The 15,484-nt window shown below is 45.4% G+C and carries 23 protein-coding genes; 18 read left to right on the top strand and 5 right to left on the bottom strand.

Going from position 1 to position 15,484, the window contains the following annotated elements; translation table 11 throughout:
• Window positions 1-60 precede the first annotated feature (60 nt).
• The 11 genes from HMPREF3119_RS13435 (at window position 61) to HMPREF3119_RS13380 (ending at window position 7,427) form a co-directional block, all read left to right on the top strand.
• Window positions 61-333 (top strand): helix-turn-helix domain-containing protein, encoded by a 273-nt coding sequence (locus HMPREF3119_RS13435; protein WP_246829280.1) that lies wholly within the window; start codon window positions 61-63, stop codon window positions 331-333.
• 331 nt (window positions 334-664) lie between these two features.
• Window positions 665-1,021 (top strand): MmcQ/YjbR family DNA-binding protein, encoded by a 357-nt coding sequence (locus HMPREF3119_RS13430; RefSeq protein WP_004235029.1) that lies wholly within the window; start codon window positions 665-667, stop codon window positions 1,019-1,021.
• A 290-nt stretch (window positions 1,022-1,311) separates the two neighbouring features.
• Complete coding sequence (locus HMPREF3119_RS13425; RefSeq protein WP_004235031.1) at window positions 1,312-2,358, top strand: ABC transporter substrate-binding protein; 1,047 nt, start codon at window positions 1,312-1,314, stop codon at window positions 2,356-2,358.
• The gene (locus HMPREF3119_RS13420) at window positions 2,358-3,071 is read left to right on the top strand and encodes a substrate-binding domain-containing protein (RefSeq protein ID WP_062771455.1); all 714 of its coding nucleotides are present in this window, start codon (window positions 2,358-2,360) and stop codon (window positions 3,069-3,071) included. The genes HMPREF3119_RS13425 and HMPREF3119_RS13420 overlap by 1 nt, the downstream gene beginning before the upstream one ends.
• 101 nt (window positions 3,072-3,172) lie before the next feature.
• Window positions 3,173-3,745, top strand: coding sequence for an RBBP9/YdeN family alpha/beta hydrolase (locus tag HMPREF3119_RS13415; protein ID WP_015422798.1), 573 nt, complete (start codon window positions 3,173-3,175; stop codon window positions 3,743-3,745).
• Window positions 3,746-4,075: 330 nt separating this feature from the next.
• Complete coding sequence (locus HMPREF3119_RS13405; protein ID WP_004239806.1) at window positions 4,076-4,384, top strand: DUF3088 family protein; 309 nt, start codon at window positions 4,076-4,078, stop codon at window positions 4,382-4,384.
• 440 nt (window positions 4,385-4,824) lie between these two features.
• Window positions 4,825-5,208, top strand: a complete 384-nt coding sequence (locus HMPREF3119_RS13400; protein ID WP_015422797.1) for a hypothetical protein — start codon at window positions 4,825-4,827, stop codon at window positions 5,206-5,208.
• 153 nt (window positions 5,209-5,361) lie between these two features.
• Entirely contained in the window at window positions 5,362-5,583 is a 222-nt protein-coding gene (locus HMPREF3119_RS13395; RefSeq protein ID WP_004239807.1) for an HP1242/YdcH family protein, read from the top strand.
• A gap of 68 nt (window positions 5,584-5,651) precedes the next feature.
• Entirely contained in the window at window positions 5,652-6,140 is a 489-nt protein-coding gene (locus tag HMPREF3119_RS13390; protein ID WP_004239808.1) for a GNAT family N-acetyltransferase, read from the top strand.
• A gap of 118 nt (window positions 6,141-6,258) precedes the next feature.
• Window positions 6,259-6,444: a YegP family protein gene (locus HMPREF3119_RS13385; RefSeq protein ID WP_004235045.1), complete on the top strand. Its 186-nt coding sequence runs from the start codon at window positions 6,259-6,261 to the stop codon at window positions 6,442-6,444.
• Between the two features lie 107 nt (window positions 6,445-6,551).
• Window positions 6,552-7,427, top strand: a complete 876-nt coding sequence (locus HMPREF3119_RS13380; protein WP_083297277.1) for a sulfite exporter TauE/SafE family protein — start codon at window positions 6,552-6,554, stop codon at window positions 7,425-7,427.
• Window positions 7,428-7,791: 364 nt separating this feature from the next.
• On the opposite strand, the gene HMPREF3119_RS13375 is transcribed toward HMPREF3119_RS13380, so the two are convergent.
• The gene (locus tag HMPREF3119_RS13375; RefSeq protein ID WP_004235049.1) at window positions 7,792-8,010 is read right to left on the bottom strand and encodes a hypothetical protein; all 219 of its coding nucleotides are present in this window, start codon (window positions 8,008-8,010) and stop codon (window positions 7,792-7,794) included.
• A 245-nt stretch (window positions 8,011-8,255) separates the two neighbouring features.
• The gene (locus tag HMPREF3119_RS19435) at window positions 8,256-8,426 is read right to left on the bottom strand and encodes a hypothetical protein (protein ID WP_004235050.1); all 171 of its coding nucleotides are present in this window, start codon (window positions 8,424-8,426) and stop codon (window positions 8,256-8,258) included.
• 319 nt (window positions 8,427-8,745) lie between these two features.
• Between HMPREF3119_RS19435 and HMPREF3119_RS13370 the strand changes: the two genes are divergently transcribed.
• Both HMPREF3119_RS13370 and HMPREF3119_RS13365 read left to right on the top strand, forming a co-directional pair.
• A complete protein-coding gene (locus HMPREF3119_RS13370; protein WP_062771458.1) occupies window positions 8,746-10,017 on the top strand; it encodes a M24 family metallopeptidase in 1,272 nt (423 codons plus the stop codon).
• A gap of 33 nt (window positions 10,018-10,050) precedes the next feature.
• Complete coding sequence (locus tag HMPREF3119_RS13365) at window positions 10,051-10,713, top strand: CerR family C-terminal domain-containing protein (protein WP_225904180.1); 663 nt, start codon at window positions 10,051-10,053, stop codon at window positions 10,711-10,713.
• Between the two features lie 40 nt (window positions 10,714-10,753).
• Here HMPREF3119_RS13365 and nlpA read toward each other — a convergent pair whose 3' ends face one another.
• Window positions 10,754-11,569 carry a lipoprotein NlpA gene (gene nlpA, locus HMPREF3119_RS13360; RefSeq protein WP_024473388.1) on the bottom strand — a complete coding sequence of 272 codons (816 nt, stop codon included), beginning with the start codon at window positions 11,567-11,569 and terminating at the stop codon, window positions 10,754-10,756.
• 419 nt (window positions 11,570-11,988) lie between these two features.
• Here nlpA and HMPREF3119_RS13355 point away from each other — a divergent pair, with 419 nt between their 5' ends.
• Window positions 11,989-12,240, top strand: a complete 252-nt coding sequence (locus tag HMPREF3119_RS13355; RefSeq protein WP_004235059.1) for a hypothetical protein — start codon at window positions 11,989-11,991, stop codon at window positions 12,238-12,240.
• A 16-nt stretch (window positions 12,241-12,256) separates the two neighbouring features.
• On the opposite strand, the gene HMPREF3119_RS13350 is transcribed toward HMPREF3119_RS13355, so the two are convergent.
• Both HMPREF3119_RS13350 and HMPREF3119_RS13345 read right to left on the bottom strand, forming a co-directional pair.
• On the bottom strand, window positions 12,257-12,463 hold the full coding sequence (locus HMPREF3119_RS13350; RefSeq protein ID WP_225902844.1) for a hypothetical protein: 207 nt from the start codon (window positions 12,461-12,463) through the stop codon (window positions 12,257-12,259).
• Between the two features lie 144 nt (window positions 12,464-12,607).
• On the bottom strand, window positions 12,608-13,315 hold the full coding sequence (locus HMPREF3119_RS13345) for a LexA family protein (protein WP_004235063.1): 708 nt from the start codon (window positions 13,313-13,315) through the stop codon (window positions 12,608-12,610).
• An 876-nt stretch (window positions 13,316-14,191) separates the two neighbouring features.
• Here HMPREF3119_RS13345 and HMPREF3119_RS13335 point away from each other — a divergent pair.
• From HMPREF3119_RS13335 to HMPREF3119_RS13325, 4 genes are read left to right on the top strand one after another with little or no spacing between them, the layout of a single operon-like run.
• Window positions 14,192-14,386, top strand: a complete 195-nt coding sequence (locus tag HMPREF3119_RS13335; protein ID WP_004239823.1) for a phage holin family protein — start codon at window positions 14,192-14,194, stop codon at window positions 14,384-14,386.
• A complete protein-coding gene (locus HMPREF3119_RS13330) occupies window positions 14,376-14,852 on the top strand; it encodes a lysozyme (RefSeq protein WP_070579994.1) in 477 nt (158 codons plus the stop codon). Before HMPREF3119_RS13335 ends, HMPREF3119_RS13330 begins: the two co-directional genes overlap by 11 nt.
• The gene (locus tag HMPREF3119_RS19430; protein ID WP_004239826.1) at window positions 14,834-14,992 is read left to right on the top strand and encodes a hypothetical protein; all 159 of its coding nucleotides are present in this window, start codon (window positions 14,834-14,836) and stop codon (window positions 14,990-14,992) included. Before HMPREF3119_RS13330 ends, HMPREF3119_RS19430 begins: the two co-directional genes overlap by 19 nt.
• Window positions 14,989-15,366, top strand: a complete 378-nt coding sequence (locus HMPREF3119_RS13325; RefSeq protein ID WP_070579992.1) for a hypothetical protein — start codon at window positions 14,989-14,991, stop codon at window positions 15,364-15,366. Before HMPREF3119_RS19430 ends, HMPREF3119_RS13325 begins: the two co-directional genes overlap by 4 nt.
• The last annotated feature ends 118 nt before the right edge of the window (window positions 15,367-15,484 follow it).

Here is a 15,484-nt window from a genome sequence, read left to right as displayed (position 1 = left end):
TGGTTTGTCAGTCAGCATATTATGCTTTACCTTTAATATATGTTTATCAGGAGGTTCATAATGAAAGATATTAATTTTATTGTAGGGCAGAATATCCGCGACTTAAGACACCGTAATGGCTTGACTACAAAGGTGTTAGCTAAAATGCTGGGGGGCTCACAGCAGCAGTTGTCAAGGTATGAACGAGGTGTTAATAAAATAGATGTCAGTGTTGTATTTAAGATAATAAATATATTTCATGTGTCTTATGAATATCTGTTTCCTGAAACTCAGAATGATTATACAGAATCAGTAAAAAGCTCCTTTGTATATATGGAGCCTTTAGCAATCTGATGATGCAAAAAATACAATCATAAATGTTATTCATTACCATATAAAAAATGAATATCATTCTTATTTAAGAAGAACAAATACACAATAAAGCCAGCTTAACATATTGTGAGCTGGTTTTAATTTGTACAAAAATATCACTGCATAAAAACAGGGTATATCAGAGCGCCATGATAAATGCTGTAATATCAGTTGGTAAAGTCATTATTTATCCGCCGGAGATCAGTCAGCATCCCGCCGGAAGTTCCCTGCTGTCAATTTCCTTGTTACCCGCCTGATTAGATGTAATATCGGTATCTGACATAGCCATTAATGGTTTACTTAAGGTGCTGATATGAAAAAGAACGATCTGATTGAATATATCCGGACTAATTACGGCTCAGCCCCTGACTATCCGTGGATTAAATATCCGGATTATGCGGTATTCAGGCACCGCGGAAATGCCAAATGGTTTGCTATCATAATGTCAGTATCTGCTGATAAAATAGGCGCCGGAGACGCAGAGAAAGTAGTGGATATTGTTAATGTTAAGGCTGCGCCGGAAATGGTTGGCTCTCTTCGTTTAAAGGATGGTATCTATCCTGCGTATCACATGAACAAAGAACACTGGGTTACGATAATACTGGATGCTGAGTTCAGTAGTGAAGAACTGAAGTCATTAATTGATGATAGTTACAGACTGACCTGGTAACGATAATTTACAGGATAAACTCTCCGCAATTCCTTGATAGTTAGCATGTTTCGTTATTCCGGAGCCCATATATTAAATTTTCATTTTGTACCTTTATCCAATCTTTGTTGTGATCATCATGATATTTATCGGTTTGTTGCTGATTTTTATGTCCCGGCAGATTTTTGGTTTCCGGGGCATTTACTGGCATGCAGAATATCGCATTCCGGTGCTGTAATACCCCCGGAAACAGTTGACCCATGAAATCAATCGATATATAACCAAGTATATATCGGTTAAAGTGGGTAATAATGATGAAAAAGTATCTGATTGGGTTTATTGCTGTCATTTTTTCATTCTCCGGCCAGGCGGCGCGGGAGTTTACAGATCAGCTGGGGCGCAAGGTTGTTATTGATGATCATGTTGAGCGCGTGGCTGTTCTTCAGCATCAGACACTGAATTTACTGGTTCAGTTGGATGCAACGGACAAAATTGTGGGCGTGATGGGAAACTGGCGTGAGCAGCTCGGTCAAAATTATGAACGGCTGGCACCTGAATTAGTGAAAGTGCCCAATGTAGGCGATCTGAAAAGCGTCAATCTTGAAAGTCTGGTGCAGTTGAAACCGCAGGTAGTTTTTGTCACTAATTATGCGCCACAGGAAATGATCGATAAAATTACGCAGGTGGGTATCCCGGTTATCGCCATTTCACTGCAGAAAGACAACAGCAGCCACGCTAAAAATAATGTGAATCCTGAGCTTGATAATGAAGAGCAAGCCTACAATGACGGGCTGAAAGAAGGGATTACCCTGATTGGTGATATCGTTAATAAGCCGGACAATGCAAAAGAGCTGATTAAACAAACCTTTGACAGCAGGAATATAGTGACCCAACGTCTGAAAGATATCCATGAAAGTCAGCGTGTCCGGGCCTATATGGCAAACCCGGATTTAACCACTTACGGATCAGGAAAATATACCGGTTTAATGATGCAGCACGCCGGCGCAATGAATGTTGCCGCTGCGACCATTAAAGGGTATAAACAGGTTTCTCTCGAGCAGGTTATCAGCTGGAACCCGGAAGTTATTTTTATTCAGGATCGCTACCCGGGCGTTGTTGACGAAATTAATAACGACCCCCGCTGGCAGGTTATTGATGCAGTGAAAAATAAACGTGTCTATTTAATGCCGGAATATGCCAAAGCCTGGGGATATCCGATGCCGGAAGCGATGGCAATCGGTGAGTTATGGATGGCTGCTAAATTGTATCCGCAGAAATTTGCCGATATTGATGTGGATGCTGATGTTAATAACTGGTATCAGAAATTCTATCGCACTCAATATCAGGGCAGTCATTAATGCATATTATGGCGGCCGGCAGTCTGCGGGGAGCGCTGACTGCCATTTTAACCCGTTATTCCGGTAATAAAATACCGCCGGTAACCTGTGATTTTGGTCCGGCCGGTTTATTGCGGCAAAAGATTGAATCCGGGGTAAAGTGTGACCTGTTTTTGTCTGCGGATCGGACACATCCGGAAGCATTACTCCGGAATAAGACAGCATTCAGTGTTGAGCCTTTTATTGCCAATTACTTAGGAATTACCACCACCATTGAATTAGCTGAACAATATCCTGACTGGCAGCAATTACTGCGTGCTCCGGATTTAATTATCGGTACTTCAACGCCGGTTGATGATCCCTGCGGCGATTATGTGGTGCAGTTTTATTCTGAACTCAGTAAAGCCGATCCGGAACTGGCGGAAAATATCCGCAATCGTACACGGTATCTGGTGGGCGGAAAAAATTCCCCGGTGATCCCAGCGGGACAAGTGGCGTCTCAGTGGCTGATTCACTCTCATCAGGCAGATATATTTATTGGTTACCGGCACTATCAGAAAAAAATGTCAGAACTTCCCGGACTCGCGACAATAGCTATCCCGGAGGCGCATAATGTCAAAGCAATATATTGTATGGCCTTAATGTCGCCGATAGCTCAGACTTTTGCTGATTACCTGTTACAGACTGAATCACAACAGATTTTTGTGGAAAATGGTTTTGTGTCTCTTAGTTGAAACAACTAAAAAACGGCTAAAAATATGACGGGAAATGTTATATTAAAACAGTCAGATAAAACCAATATGTTGAAAATTCAACCTGAATACCGGGGCTGAGAGTGAAAGGAAAAAACGTTATTATTGTTCATGGTTATACTGCATCACCGGCAGATAACTGGTTTCCGTGGTTAAAAAAAGAACTGGAATTGCTTGGTGCCACAGTTGCCGTTCCTGCGATGCCGGAACCGCATTCTCCTGATCCGCAAAAATGGCAGCAATGCCTTATCAGCAACAATATAACAGCGGATGAAAATACAATTTTTGTCGGGCACAGTCTTGGTTGTATTACGGTGCTGCGATATATCACTGAACATATTCCGGAAGGGACAAAACTGGGTGGTTATATTTTAGTCTCCGGTTTTGATTGCAGTCAGGAAACACTGCCTGAGCTGGAGGCGCATGTTCAGTATCCTCTGGATTATACTAAGCTGACAGAGATTTCTGATAAACGAATTTCAGTCATATCTTCTGACGACTGGGTGGTCAGTCCGCAGGCATCGAAAACGCTGGCGGAGTCGTTGCAGACTCAGGTTATTATTGAAAATAACGCCGGACATTTTTTGGACAGGGAAGGATATACTGAGTTTTCGGCGCTGCTTAATATATTCAGAACTGTCTTTTCTGTTTCCTGAAATGCAATTTATATTATTCCTTATTATTCATGTCGTGCTGACAGGATGTTCAACCTGGCCGGAGGTCGGGCACAACAAAACGGATTGGCCGCAACCCCATAAAAATTCACGTACAGCGGAGCAGAAAAGGGCTGACAGGGCACCGGTGCATGAACAGCAGCGGGCTGTTATGAGAGGGGAGCGCCCTGATTATGAGGTATTTGAACGCTACTGAACCTGTTTTGCGGAAAGAGAATATTTATCCTTTTTTTCATTGGATCTGAGTGAGTTATGGAAATTATTTCCACCGGATGAATGGTAGATTATTTTTATAACAAAACGGAGGAACACATGAAAAATACACTGTATCTTTTAAAAATGGGATTTTCTGACTTAAATTATCCCGGTAGTCTCTTTCTTTGCCCTGACTGCACGCTGTTAGAAGGCGTTCTTGCCACGAATCCTGAATTGCGTGAATCAACAGATGTTGTTTATGTTGATTTTGATAAACCAAGAAAACTGCTGGTGGATCTTATCGGGGAAGAAAACCAGTCATTGCCTGTATTAGTTTTCGCGGACGGACAAAACTTTATTAATGACGTTGATGGTATTCTGGCCGAATTTGCCATGACAAACGGATGTCCTGCAAAACATCCTTAAGCGTCATCGATACACCAGAAATCAGCCTCACTTCCGGTGAGGCTTTTTCTGTGTCTTATCCGGTTTTACATCAGTCAATAACGGTTATTTTTAAAGGACGGAATTTACTGTAGCACCATAATCCGATAAAAATCATTGTTCCGAAGATAACAGTAAACGCACCAATAAACACCGCAATAATCTCACAGGCGGGAACAGGAGATCCTTATAACTGATTAAAATATTAAAAGATTTATTTCAGCAAATAAATCATCTATTAAATAGATAAATATAGGTTATTTATTTTGCAAATAAAAGTAATAGTGGTGAAATTCATTTTATATTTTACTTAGTCTCAGGTGGTATTATCAGTTGGTAACATAGCGTTATTTTTCATTGTGTTTACATATAAAATAATCTTATGTAATAATGCGTGGGTTAAATTATCAGGAATTAACCTTATGCATTATGTAGTTATATCTCATTTGTCATTATGTCTTCTTGTCGGATGTGCTGAAGCAGGCAATAAAACTAACGCCGAATTAACCGTCGCCACCAAAAAAACACCTGAAAATCTTATGAATAAGCCGACCTATATGCTTGCCGGTCATTCGAAATTTGAACAGGATGCAGAGAAAAGCCGAAATAAACAGAATGAACTTTTTAAAGCCGGATTAAAGGAGAGCAGAAATACCGGTATCGATAGTGATTTTTCTTATAAGCCTGCGAAATTTCCTTCTTATGCATATGGCCAGTATGCATCGCCGGAATTTGTCTGGAATAGTGAAAAACAGCTCTATGAAGTAAAACCATCAGCCAGTATGACCTTAACAATAACCCCTTGATTTGTTGTCCGGTCGGTCGCTGCATAATCTTCATGCAAAACGGATACGGTATTAAACCGCAAACCTATGTCAAATTTTTTAAATCCGGCCTTTGATTTGCGAACTGAAATCGCAGATGATGGCACTATAGTCACTGACAGGAGGTAAGTTGTTATGTTTCCGGAATACCGTGATTTGATCTCCCATCTTCGCCAGAATAGTCATCAGTTTCGCACGCTGTTTGATAAACACAACCAACTCGATCATGAAATTGCCCGTCTGGAAAAATCGGACAGAAGCGGCTACAGTGAGGAAGTGGTGGAACTGAAAAAACAGAAATTACGCCTGAAAGAAGAAATCCACCAGCTTCTTAAAGATCCGCCGGAAGATGACTGAATTTCCTTAATATGCCATCGGTTAATCCGGTGGCTTTTTGTTTACAGGGACAAAAAAGGGGAGAAAAAATGATTTGTTACCGGCAGATGGTTAATACAGATTGCGGGCAGGTTGCGGCACTATTACAGGAGAATGCTCAGTCACGGCAGGGCGGATTGCTGGGGGAATATCCCCTGAAGAAAGTTGAAAATATGTTTGCGCATGCACTGACGGTGATTATTGCACAGGATGGTGACGTGATTGCCGGGGTGGTGTTCAGTTTTCCGGTGCAGTCCGCACAAATATCGCCGGTGACAGCGGTGATTTCACAGCAATTCGGTGAGTTACTGGAAAATAACTGGTTTTACGGCCCGGTCTGTATTGCGGCAGATTATCGCGGACAGGGAATTTTACCGGCGCTGTATCAGCGGCTGTGTGCGGAAAACAGTGGAAAACCGGTTGCCTTTATTAATCAGGATAATGAACGTTCGGTTCGTGCACATCTGAAATCCGGTATGAAAGAAGCCGGTCATTTTATCTGTGATAATACCCCTTACTTACTGATGATCGGCCGCTGAATATCAGCGGGTTTTATCTTTTCCGGTTTTTATTTCCTGTTTTTACGTATTAGTGACTATACTGAAATCGTCATTATGATTTGCCGTATTAACATGATTTTCAACCGAGGAGCTTGTTATGGGGTATTACGAGTTAAAAAAATCGACCAAAGATACACCGCAGCCGTACTATTTCGTTCTGAAAGCCGGAAACCATGAAATTATCGCCACCAGCGAAATGTATGCCTCAAAGCAGGGGGCAATGAATGGTATCGCGTCTGTACAGAAAAATGGCCCTTCTGAAGTTATTAAAGATCTGACCTGATCAATAAGCAGCAGATTTATTAAGGCCCCTGAGCATATCAGCGGGCCTTTTCTTTTTCCTGTGCCGCTGAACTCATCCTGGCTGAAATACAATACCGGTTGTCCCGCATGCAAAAGCAGATTGCCCGTCTGCTGTTTATAGTATGGGTAACAATTATGTTCAGCGGGGCGGATTCTGTGTTTTTACTCTTATTAGCGTGTGGCTGTATTGTCGGGGCGACAACGGTATTGTTTGGTTTTGGCGGCGGATTTTTTATTGTTCCGCTGCTTTATGCATTGTTAACAGCTACGGCAGACAGCCATACCGCAGCGGCGGCCATGCATATTGCAGTGGCAACATCCACCGGAGTGATGATATTCAGCGCATCAATGGCAACACTCCGCCAGCATCGTGCCGGAATGATTAACTGGCCGCAGGTGCGTCCGCTGGCGGGATATATTGCCGCCGGTGCGGTGGCAGGTGCATTGCTGGCGATTGCAGTTCAGGGGATATGGGTTAAGTGGATGTTTATTGCTTACCTTGCCATCACTATTCTGGACAGTATTTTCCGCCCCGGGTTTATGACACAGTCAGCGTCTCATCTGCGGACAATGTCAGCGGGTGCTGTTGCGGTGGCCGGTACTGTGATTGGTGTGGTGGCAGCATTTCTGGGGGGGGGCGGCAGTGTGATGACCGTTCCGCTGATGCGCCGCCGTGGTGCGGAAATGGCACAGGCGACGGCAATGGCTAATCCGCTGTCTTTGCCGATGGCACTGACCGGTACACTGACTTATATTCTGCTGGCCCGCCATGAGACGGCAGCATTCGGCAGCGGTTTTGCCGGTTATGTGGATATTCAGGCTTTTATGTTACTGATTGCCGGATCCTGGCTGGGGCAGAAACTCAGCGCGCCGCTGGTTGGCCGGATCCCGGATAAACTCTATGCTAAATCTTATCTGGCGCTGCTGATATTTGTGCTGCTGGTGATGGTGGTTGTGCAGTAAGCAGGATATCTCCGCCGAAAAGTAATAATCTGCAGCGAATTAACAGAGTGCGGATTGCCGGTTGATTTTGTGATCTATCAGCTTTACTTATATCTCCGGATGTCCTTAAATATCTGCGGGTTCTTTGTTTGTCAGATACTAAGTAAGGTTTACAGGAGATTCGATCATGTCACCAATGACGAAAAGTACGATGGTATACCCTATTGGTTTCTTCACCTGCATGGCACTCATTATCTTTATTGTTGCGTTAGTGATTTGATAACGGGTAATGAAGAAGAAAGGAAAACCTCCCGCGTGAACGGGAGGTTTTTTTACGGCCCCGGTATGGCGCCGGTTTAATCCGCGGATAACACCGTTATAATGATCAGATTGCGCCCTGTTTTTCCTCTTTAACTTTTTTCGCTTTTTTCCCTTTTTCACTTTTTACTTTTGCTTCATGTTTTACGGCTTTCGCATGGCTGTCCGCTTTAGTGGCGGTAATACCGGAATGCGCAGCGGAAACTGCCGGTGCCGGAGTCGATGCCATTGCACCGAAAGAGAATAAACCGGCCAGAGTTGCAACAATAAGGGCTGAATGTTTCATTATGATATCCTCAGGATTTCGGGAGTATTTATACCTGCTCAGCGGGTATGGATGAAACATATTCCTGTTTTTTTCGCCGCACAACGGGATATACATAAACAGTGGCAATATTTTCAAATCTCCAGAAAACTGACAAATCCTGATATTCCGCTATAGTTAACAATATTGAATTTATTGTTTAAAATCATTTTGTTATGTCGGTATTTTTTGAAGTTTAAACGGTTCATCAACAGGAAATAAATTTATTATTTTCCCGGATTAAGTTTTTTTTGTAATTCTTCTGTCAGCCGGACCAGTTGCATCTTGTCTTTTTCTGAAAGATATGCAGTGTAATTATCCGCAAAGCGGTTAATACGCTCCATTCCTTTGATTATTTTTGCTGCTGCCTTATCGATATCACTCTGATTTGTATTCATTGTTTTTTCCTTTACAGTGCCGGTGTTATTACTATTATCATAAAAAATAGTGATTAATAGCTTAAATTGAATTAATCCGGTTCATCATAAAGAATTAAGAGAGTCTTCATTTTCTTTTTTCCGGAGAGGATTATTGTGGAAGGTTAAATAAGAAAATACGTTTTTCCACATTGCATAATCCGCCTTCGCGCATTTCCATCGGGTGAACGAGCACCGCGTAGCGGGGAAACCAGGTGTTGATCCGGATCTTGTCATTGACGGATATCGGATCATTCACTACGATATTAATTCATTCAAATGAATTAATAAAAGGTGACTTATGAAAACAGCAAACACAGCAATACCGGCCGGGTTCTCTTTACAGGAGCGGGATCGCCGCTGGGATCTGGCGCGTGACATCATGCGTCAGCGTAATCTGGATGTTCTGATTGTTTATGGTGACCGGGAATCCGCTGCTCCGGCACCGTTCTGTGTGGATCACTATTTTACCAATGACCGCCTCGGGTCTGTGGTGATTTTTTATCAGGACAATGACCCGGTTGTGGTGACATTTGCGCCGATGATGATTGCCGACCATATGCAGGCCGCATTACGCGGGGACAATCAGTGGTTGTCGCCGTCACAGATTATGGTCGGTAAAACCGGACGTAATATCGGGGCACTGCTCCGGGAGATGAATGTACCGGCGACGGCACAAATCGGCGTGATCGGGCTGGAGCCGTATCCGCCGTTCTATTTTGATGGTGCGATGCCGTTCAATACCCTGACCGGGATTAAAGAGGCGTATCCGCAGGCGGCGATTGTACCGGTTTACCGTGACTTTTTTGTCCGCGCGTCCGTAAAAAGTGAGGAAGAACTGGCACATATCCGCCACGCTGCCGCCATCGGTGAAGCGATGAGTGAAGCCATGCGCGTGACAGCGGTACCGGGGAACAGTGAGGCAGATATTGCGGCAGCAGTCACTGCCACCTGTTTATCTGCGGGGGGATTTACGGCGGAGATCCTGATGGGATCCGGCCCGGAATATATCGGCTGGGGTCAGCCTGCCTGGCAGTACCGCTCACAAAAACCCAGAGAGATTGAGCGCGGTGATATTGTGTTGTCAGAAATTTTCGCACTGTACGGAATGTATGAAACCCAGCATCAGGCGGCGGTTGCGGTCGGTAATATTCATCCGCAGCTGGAGAAAGCGGCACAGGTCGCCCGCGAGTGTTATGACATCGGGGTGTCATATCTGAAAGAGGGCGTGACATTCGGGGAAGTGGTGGATGAGATGGAAAAACCGCTGCTGGCTTCCGGCGGCTGGCATGTGCATCCGCTGATCCACAGCATCAATCCGTATGGTCCGATCGGGTTTGGTACTGCGCCGGGAATTGAATCTCTGCCGCTGGTATCCCGTTACCGCAAAGTGGAGCGCCTGCCGAATCCCGGCCGGGAACTGGTGCTGAAGGCAGGGATGAGCTTTGCATTTGAACCGAATTGTGCCTTTGGTTATCATCTGTGTAACCTTGGCGGTACGGTCATTGTCGGGAAAAACAGCGGAATTGAGCTGAATGATAATTCCACCCGGCTGATGCGTGCTGATCTCTGATTATACCGGTGAATCCCGCAGATGACGGAAAAGATGAATAAACATACGCTCTCCTCAGAGCAGACCAGAGAGAAACTGATACAGGCGGGGATCCGCCTGTTTGCCCTCAGCGGCGTCAGCGGTGTCCGGACACGGCAGTTGGCGGAGGAGGCGGGTGTGAATCAGTCAGCCATTCCGTATCATCTGGGCGGTAAGTCGGGCGTGTATGCCGCGGTGATCCGGAAAATTACTGATGATCTGGCCGCTGTGACGGATGTCAGCAGGATCGATGCTGCCACAGAGGCACTGACGGCACAGGCGCAGCCGGGCAAAACGGCACTGAAAACAGTACTGGTCAGTATGGTCTCCGGGCTGTGCAAGGCATTGTTATCGCCGGAACGCGCTCTGTACGGCACGCTGATCCTGCGGGAACAGCTGGAGCAGACTGAAAATTATGATGTGATTTATCAGTCATTTATTGAACCCTTTCATAAGCGGCTCTCTCTGCTGGCACAGCTTGCAGACCCGCAGGCGGATACAAAAACAACCATTATCAGGGCGCATGCCCTGATAGGGCAGATTCTGGGGTTTGTGGTGGCACAAAAGGCGTATCTGTGCCGCAGTGAAGCGAAATCTGTCAGTGAGGATGAACTGGCGGAAATCACCGGGCAGATTGTACTGCTTTCCTGCCGGGCTCTGGGACTGGATGAGGCGTGAATGACAGTGCCGGAGAGTATCCGGCACTGTATTGTCGTGATTACCAGCCGGGAACGGCGCCGCCGTTAAACAGCGTTTCCGCGGCTTTGGCAACTTCCGGCGACTGATAAGCTTTAATAAATTTTTGTACATTCTCCGCGTCTTTATTATCTTCACGGGTCACAATAATATTGACGTACGGTGATTCTTTATCTTCGATAAACACACTGTCTTTTACCGGGGATAAGCCGGTTTGCTGAATATAGGTGGTACTGATAATGGCTACCGTGACTTTTGGATCTTTAATCACCCGGGGTAACTGAGCGCCTTCCAGCTCCATGATATTCAGTTTCAGCGGATTTTCGGTAATATCCAGCGCGGTCGGTAATAAACCGGTGCCGGATTTTAATTTAATCAGCTTCTCTTTTTCCATTAATAATAATGCACGGCCGAGGTTTGTCGGGTCATTCGGCATGGCAATGGTATCACCGGTTTTTAATTCACTGATATTTTTAATTTTATCGGAATAACCAGCCATCGGAAAGACAAAGGTATTTGCCACAGCGACCAGGTTATAACCTCTGGCGTTATTATCCTGGGCCAGGAACGGACGATGCTGGAAGACGTTGGCATCAAGATCACCATTGGCCGTCGGATCATTCGGTAACAATGAACCGCTGAAACCGACCAGTTCGACATCCAGTCCGTATTTTTCTTTGGCCACTTTTTTGGCAACCTCAGCCACATCCTGCTCGGCGCCATTAATCACACCGACTTTAATTTTTGTCATGTCAGTTGTGCCCTTATCACAGCCTGACAGTAAAAATCCCAGTGCTAAAACGGCACCGGAAAAAAACAGAGAGAATTGCTTTTTCATTATGTTCACCATTCTGTTTACTGAAAGTATGTACCAGTAAATAGCGGTAAAATGAAAGAAAGGTCAACGGGAAGGGTGATGCAAAAATTTCATCTTGACAGAAATAAAAAAAAGCCCGCAATCCGCGGGCATAATCACAACATTTCTTCAGGGTACTCTCTACTTGGATGAACTTACTATACCGGAGCGGATGTGTAGTAGTGTCCGGCTTTTTAAAGCTTGATTAATGTATTATCGGGATTTGTCAGCAAACCATGACAAAGTGTGACAGACAGCACATTAATATCCGAAAGTTATCATGATAAGAAAAAAAGAATATAGCAAACCGGAAAACAGCCGTTGTATTGAACAAATATGCAGTTACTGACCTGTTCAGGCGATATACTCATTCCGGAAGCCTGCATAATGATAAGTAATGCATGTTGTTATTTATCAATGATAAACGGAGCAACAATATGCCAAATAAAATCTTTTCACCAAAATATAATCCGGTAGAGCGGGTCGCTTTTGATATGGCACTGGCTCTTGCATCAAAAATTGAATCAGTTAACACACCAGCACAATTAATGGCCGAGATCGCGGCACTGTATCCTGAATGCTACAAAGCGGCTGATAACCAGCGTAAGCGGGAATACCTCGGATCACACGTCAAACTGCATTCGGTCGGATAATGTTGTCAATGCCGGGCTAATTTACAGCATAAGTACGGCGGACAGAGAGTGCTTTTGTGACTCTGTCCATCGGACGTCTGTTCAGAGATAAGACCGGCGCTTTTTCATTGCATTCTCCGTTGATGGCAGCTTTCAGTGCTGCATTAAGCCGGTATTCCGCCTGTAGTTGTTGTCTGCGTGCAGCCCGGCGGGCTCTGGCGCACTGATATCCGCGGCAACTCATTTTTACCTCCCTTTATTTCTGAATCATCAGCATAAAAATACTAATGGTATTATTTCCTGGTATTATTTTCTCCGGAAAATAAATACTAAAAGTATTATTTGTAATCAGTAAAATGCCCTCTGGCGGGAGGGCGGCAGGAGATGATTACAGTTTCATCATCATCTGAACGGCAACACCGATAATTTTACAGTCACCGTTAACTTTCATGGCCGGCCACGTCGGGTTGAGTCCTTTCAGATACCAGTTGCCGCCATCGATCACCAGCTTTTTGAACGTTGCTTCGTTGGAATCCGTCAGCTTTGCGACGACCAGGCTACCGTTTTCGGAATCTTTGCCGGTGTCGATCAGGATCAGGGAGCCGTCAGGTACACTCTTGCCGGTTGGTGCGGTCATGGATTCGCCTTCGACTCTCAGCCAGAATGCGGCCCCCTGAACATGGGTTTCCGATTCATACCATTCGTCGATTTGATCCAGCCCGTAAGCTTCATTCGCCTCATTCCAGGCACCCGCCTGTACCCAGCTGATTAACGGGTATCTCGGGGAGGGTTTGTAAGGGCGAAGGCCGGAAATATTGCTGTCAATAGCGGCACTCAGTGCCTGCGCCTCTGCGGCAAGAGACGGACTGAAATCAGAAATAGGGACATTGAGTTGCGTGGCGAACACACTTGCTGTCTGCAAATTCAATGCATTACGGCCGTTAAGATAGTGACCGACGGCGCCCTGGCTGATATTCAGTATGTCAGCAATGCTCTGCTGGGTGATACCCAGCTCTTTTTTCTTTGACTCATACAAAGCTTTCAGTCTTCGGCAGTCTGCCAGCTGTTCTGTCGTCAGTTGTCGTTTTTCATTCATACAATATTAATACCAAAATCAGAATCTTTGTCAATACTAAAGATATTGACATATTTAATAGTTATGGTATTATTCGTCTGTCAACAGATACTGTTGCCCGCTCTTTAACAGACTGCGCTGAAAAATGCGCACCAACAACCTGAACCACTCCGTGTGTGAACAGGCTCCGGCATGCTGAATGCATCGCCATCAAAAAAGCATCCCGTAAGCGGGATGGCCGCCGGTATTCCCCGGTACTATTTATTTTAAGTAACTTTATTTAAATTTGCCCTGCACATTATTTTTATTTAATGACATCCGGTCCTGCTTCGTTTAATACGCCGCGCAGCCGGTAATTTACAGGATGATACTTCAGAGGATATATTATGACTGAGGAAAAATTTAAAATATACGTCAATATTATCCGGGCCTGCCGGGATTATGATTGTTTTACCAACAGCGATGCTGCGCGATATACAGAGACATCTGAAATATTTATCCGCACATATACCACTATCCTGCATAAAATCGGCAGTCTGATAAAAACAGGGATGGTTAAGCAGGGACGGCATTATATCCCGCAATATGCGGTGGCACCGGATGCTGTCACGCGTCTGTACCGCTATGTCCGTGAAATCAGGGGAGAACCTGAACCTAATCCTGTAATGAAATGTCCGTCAAAGGGAATGAAACGGATTAAATTCTGTGGGCGTGTAGTAAATAAAGCTTTTATTTCACCGGGGTTCGGGCGTTCTGCGATTACCGATATTGATTCACGGTTAAAGGCAGTAAGGAATAAAGAACCGGAAACGACTTTACATTAATTTTTATATTTCAGACATTATCTGAGTTTACCTTTTCAATAATATTTACGGAACACTCTGCAAGGGAGTGTATATGAGCATGTCAGATAAATATTCCGGGCCCGCAGCATATACCTGGGGGCTTATCACTTCCGTTTTGGGTGTGTTATCGCTGGATCAGTGGGCAGTCCTTATCGGGATTGTCTGCACCATCGGTACATTTTTTATTAATTGGTATTACCGACGGAAAGAGTTTCAGATAAAAGCCGGAGATCATCATGAAGAATAATCTGAGCAAAAAAGTGATTGCCGCAGCAGCAGGCGGCGCAATTTCTGCCGCTCTGGTGCTGATTCCGGCCTATGAAGGCGTGGAATACCGGCCCTACCGCGATGTGGCCGGGGTGCTGACTGTCTGTTACGGGCATACCGGCAGTGATATTCAGGCAGGAAAGATTTATACGGCGGATGAATGCCGGGCGCTGCTGCACCGTGATCTGGATAAAATCCGCCGCGCGGTTGATCCGATGATCACGGTTCCTGTGGATGACACCACCCGGGCTGCCATCTATTCCTTTGTTTACAACGTCGGCCCGGGGGCGTTTTCCCGCTCTTCGATGCTGCGAAAACTGAACAGCGGTGATATTGCCGGTGCCTGTGAGGAAATGAAACGCTGGACATTCGCCGGCGGCCGGCAGTGGCAGGGGCTGATTAACCGGCGTGAAACGGAGAATGCGGTATGTCGTGCAACCCTGTAGTGCTGATCATTGCCGCGATTCTCATACTGACAGCCTGCCTGCTGGCAGGCTGTTACCTGTATTCACTCCCGGATTACTGTCAGCCGCTGCCGGGACATCCGCGGGCGGCCGTTATCCACTATCAGTGTGAAAATCCATGAATATACTGACAAAAATACTGGCCGGTCTCTGCACTGTAATACTGACCTGTCTGTTGCTGACACTGCATCTGTACAGCGGTGTAAAAGGTAATTACCTGATACTGAAAGATAAGTATGACCAGCAGCTGGCTGTTAATAATCTGACCCGGGTGGCGTTTATGGCCGGACATCATATTGCGCTCAGCAATATCCGGGCAAAGCAGACGGAGGAGGCGGAGCATATCAATGTTAAGACAATTATTAAAACCGTACTTAAAGAGGATGAATGTGCTGCCGCTTCTGTGCCTGGCCGTGTTACCGGCGGGTTGCAGCAATACGAGAGAGACATTCGTGCCCGCGCCGGTGGTGCCGGTTCCGGCTCATCTTCTCGCTGACTGCCCGCTGCCGGTTATCCCGGATGAACTGACTTACGGCGGCGCGATCCTGCTGCTGACGGATGCGATGAAAACAATCGCGGACTGTAATCACGATAAACGGGCAATACGGGAGTTT

The sequence above is a fragment of the Morganella sp. HMSC11D09 genome (genome assembly GCF_001807955.1).
GTDB lineage: Bacteria > Pseudomonadota > Gammaproteobacteria > Enterobacterales > Enterobacteriaceae > Morganella > Morganella morganii.
Note: the sequence above shows the minus strand (reverse complement) of the source record. Positions and strands in the feature narration are given on the sequence as shown.

Bases quoted from the DNA above. Each gene is read 5' to 3' on its own strand.
- HMPREF3119_RS13435 (WP_246829280.1), top strand. From the start codon at position 61: ATGAAAGATATTAATTTTATTGTAGGGCAGAATATCCGCGACTTAAGA.
- HMPREF3119_RS13430 (WP_004235029.1), top strand. From the start codon at position 665: ATGAAAAAGAACGATCTGATTGAATATATCCGGACTAATTACGGCTCA.
- HMPREF3119_RS13425 (WP_004235031.1), top strand. From the start codon at position 1,312: ATGATGAAAAAGTATCTGATTGGGTTTATTGCTGTCATTTTTTCATTC.
- HMPREF3119_RS13420 (WP_062771455.1), top strand. From the start codon at position 2,358: ATGCATATTATGGCGGCCGGCAGTCTGCGGGGAGCGCTGACTGCCATT.
- HMPREF3119_RS13405 (WP_004239806.1), top strand. From the start codon at position 4,076: ATGAAAAATACACTGTATCTTTTAAAAATGGGATTTTCTGACTTAAAT.
- HMPREF3119_RS13400 (WP_015422797.1), top strand. From the start codon at position 4,825: ATGCATTATGTAGTTATATCTCATTTGTCATTATGTCTTCTTGTCGGA.
- HMPREF3119_RS13395 (WP_004239807.1), top strand. From the start codon at position 5,362: ATGTTTCCGGAATACCGTGATTTGATCTCCCATCTTCGCCAGAATAGT.
- HMPREF3119_RS13390 (WP_004239808.1), top strand. From the start codon at position 5,652: ATGATTTGTTACCGGCAGATGGTTAATACAGATTGCGGGCAGGTTGCG.
- HMPREF3119_RS13385 (WP_004235045.1), top strand. From the start codon at position 6,259: ATGGGGTATTACGAGTTAAAAAAATCGACCAAAGATACACCGCAGCCG.
- HMPREF3119_RS13380 (WP_083297277.1), top strand. From the start codon at position 6,552: ATGCAAAAGCAGATTGCCCGTCTGCTGTTTATAGTATGGGTAACAATT.
- HMPREF3119_RS13375 (WP_004235049.1), bottom strand. From the start codon at position 8,010: ATGAAACATTCAGCCCTTATTGTTGCAACTCTGGCCGGTTTATTCTCT.
- HMPREF3119_RS19435 (WP_004235050.1), bottom strand. From the start codon at position 8,426: ATGAATACAAATCAGAGTGATATCGATAAGGCAGCAGCAAAAATAATC.
- HMPREF3119_RS13370 (WP_062771458.1), top strand. From the start codon at position 8,746: ATGAAAACAGCAAACACAGCAATACCGGCCGGGTTCTCTTTACAGGAG.
- HMPREF3119_RS13365 (WP_225904180.1), top strand. From the start codon at position 10,051: ATGAATAAACATACGCTCTCCTCAGAGCAGACCAGAGAGAAACTGATA.
- nlpA (WP_024473388.1), bottom strand. From the start codon at position 11,569: ATGAAAAAGCAATTCTCTCTGTTTTTTTCCGGTGCCGTTTTAGCACTG.
- HMPREF3119_RS13355 (WP_004235059.1), top strand. From the start codon at position 11,989: ATGTTGTTATTTATCAATGATAAACGGAGCAACAATATGCCAAATAAA.
- HMPREF3119_RS13350 (WP_225902844.1), bottom strand. From the start codon at position 12,463: ATGAGTTGCCGCGGATATCAGTGCGCCAGAGCCCGCCGGGCTGCACGC.
- HMPREF3119_RS13345 (WP_004235063.1), bottom strand. From the start codon at position 13,315: ATGAATGAAAAACGACAACTGACGACAGAACAGCTGGCAGACTGCCGA.
- HMPREF3119_RS13335 (WP_004239823.1), top strand. From the start codon at position 14,192: ATGAGCATGTCAGATAAATATTCCGGGCCCGCAGCATATACCTGGGGG.
- HMPREF3119_RS13330 (WP_070579994.1), top strand. From the start codon at position 14,376: ATGAAGAATAATCTGAGCAAAAAAGTGATTGCCGCAGCAGCAGGCGGC.
- HMPREF3119_RS19430 (WP_004239826.1), top strand. From the start codon at position 14,834: ATGTCGTGCAACCCTGTAGTGCTGATCATTGCCGCGATTCTCATACTG.
- HMPREF3119_RS13325 (WP_070579992.1), top strand. From the start codon at position 14,989: ATGAATATACTGACAAAAATACTGGCCGGTCTCTGCACTGTAATACTG.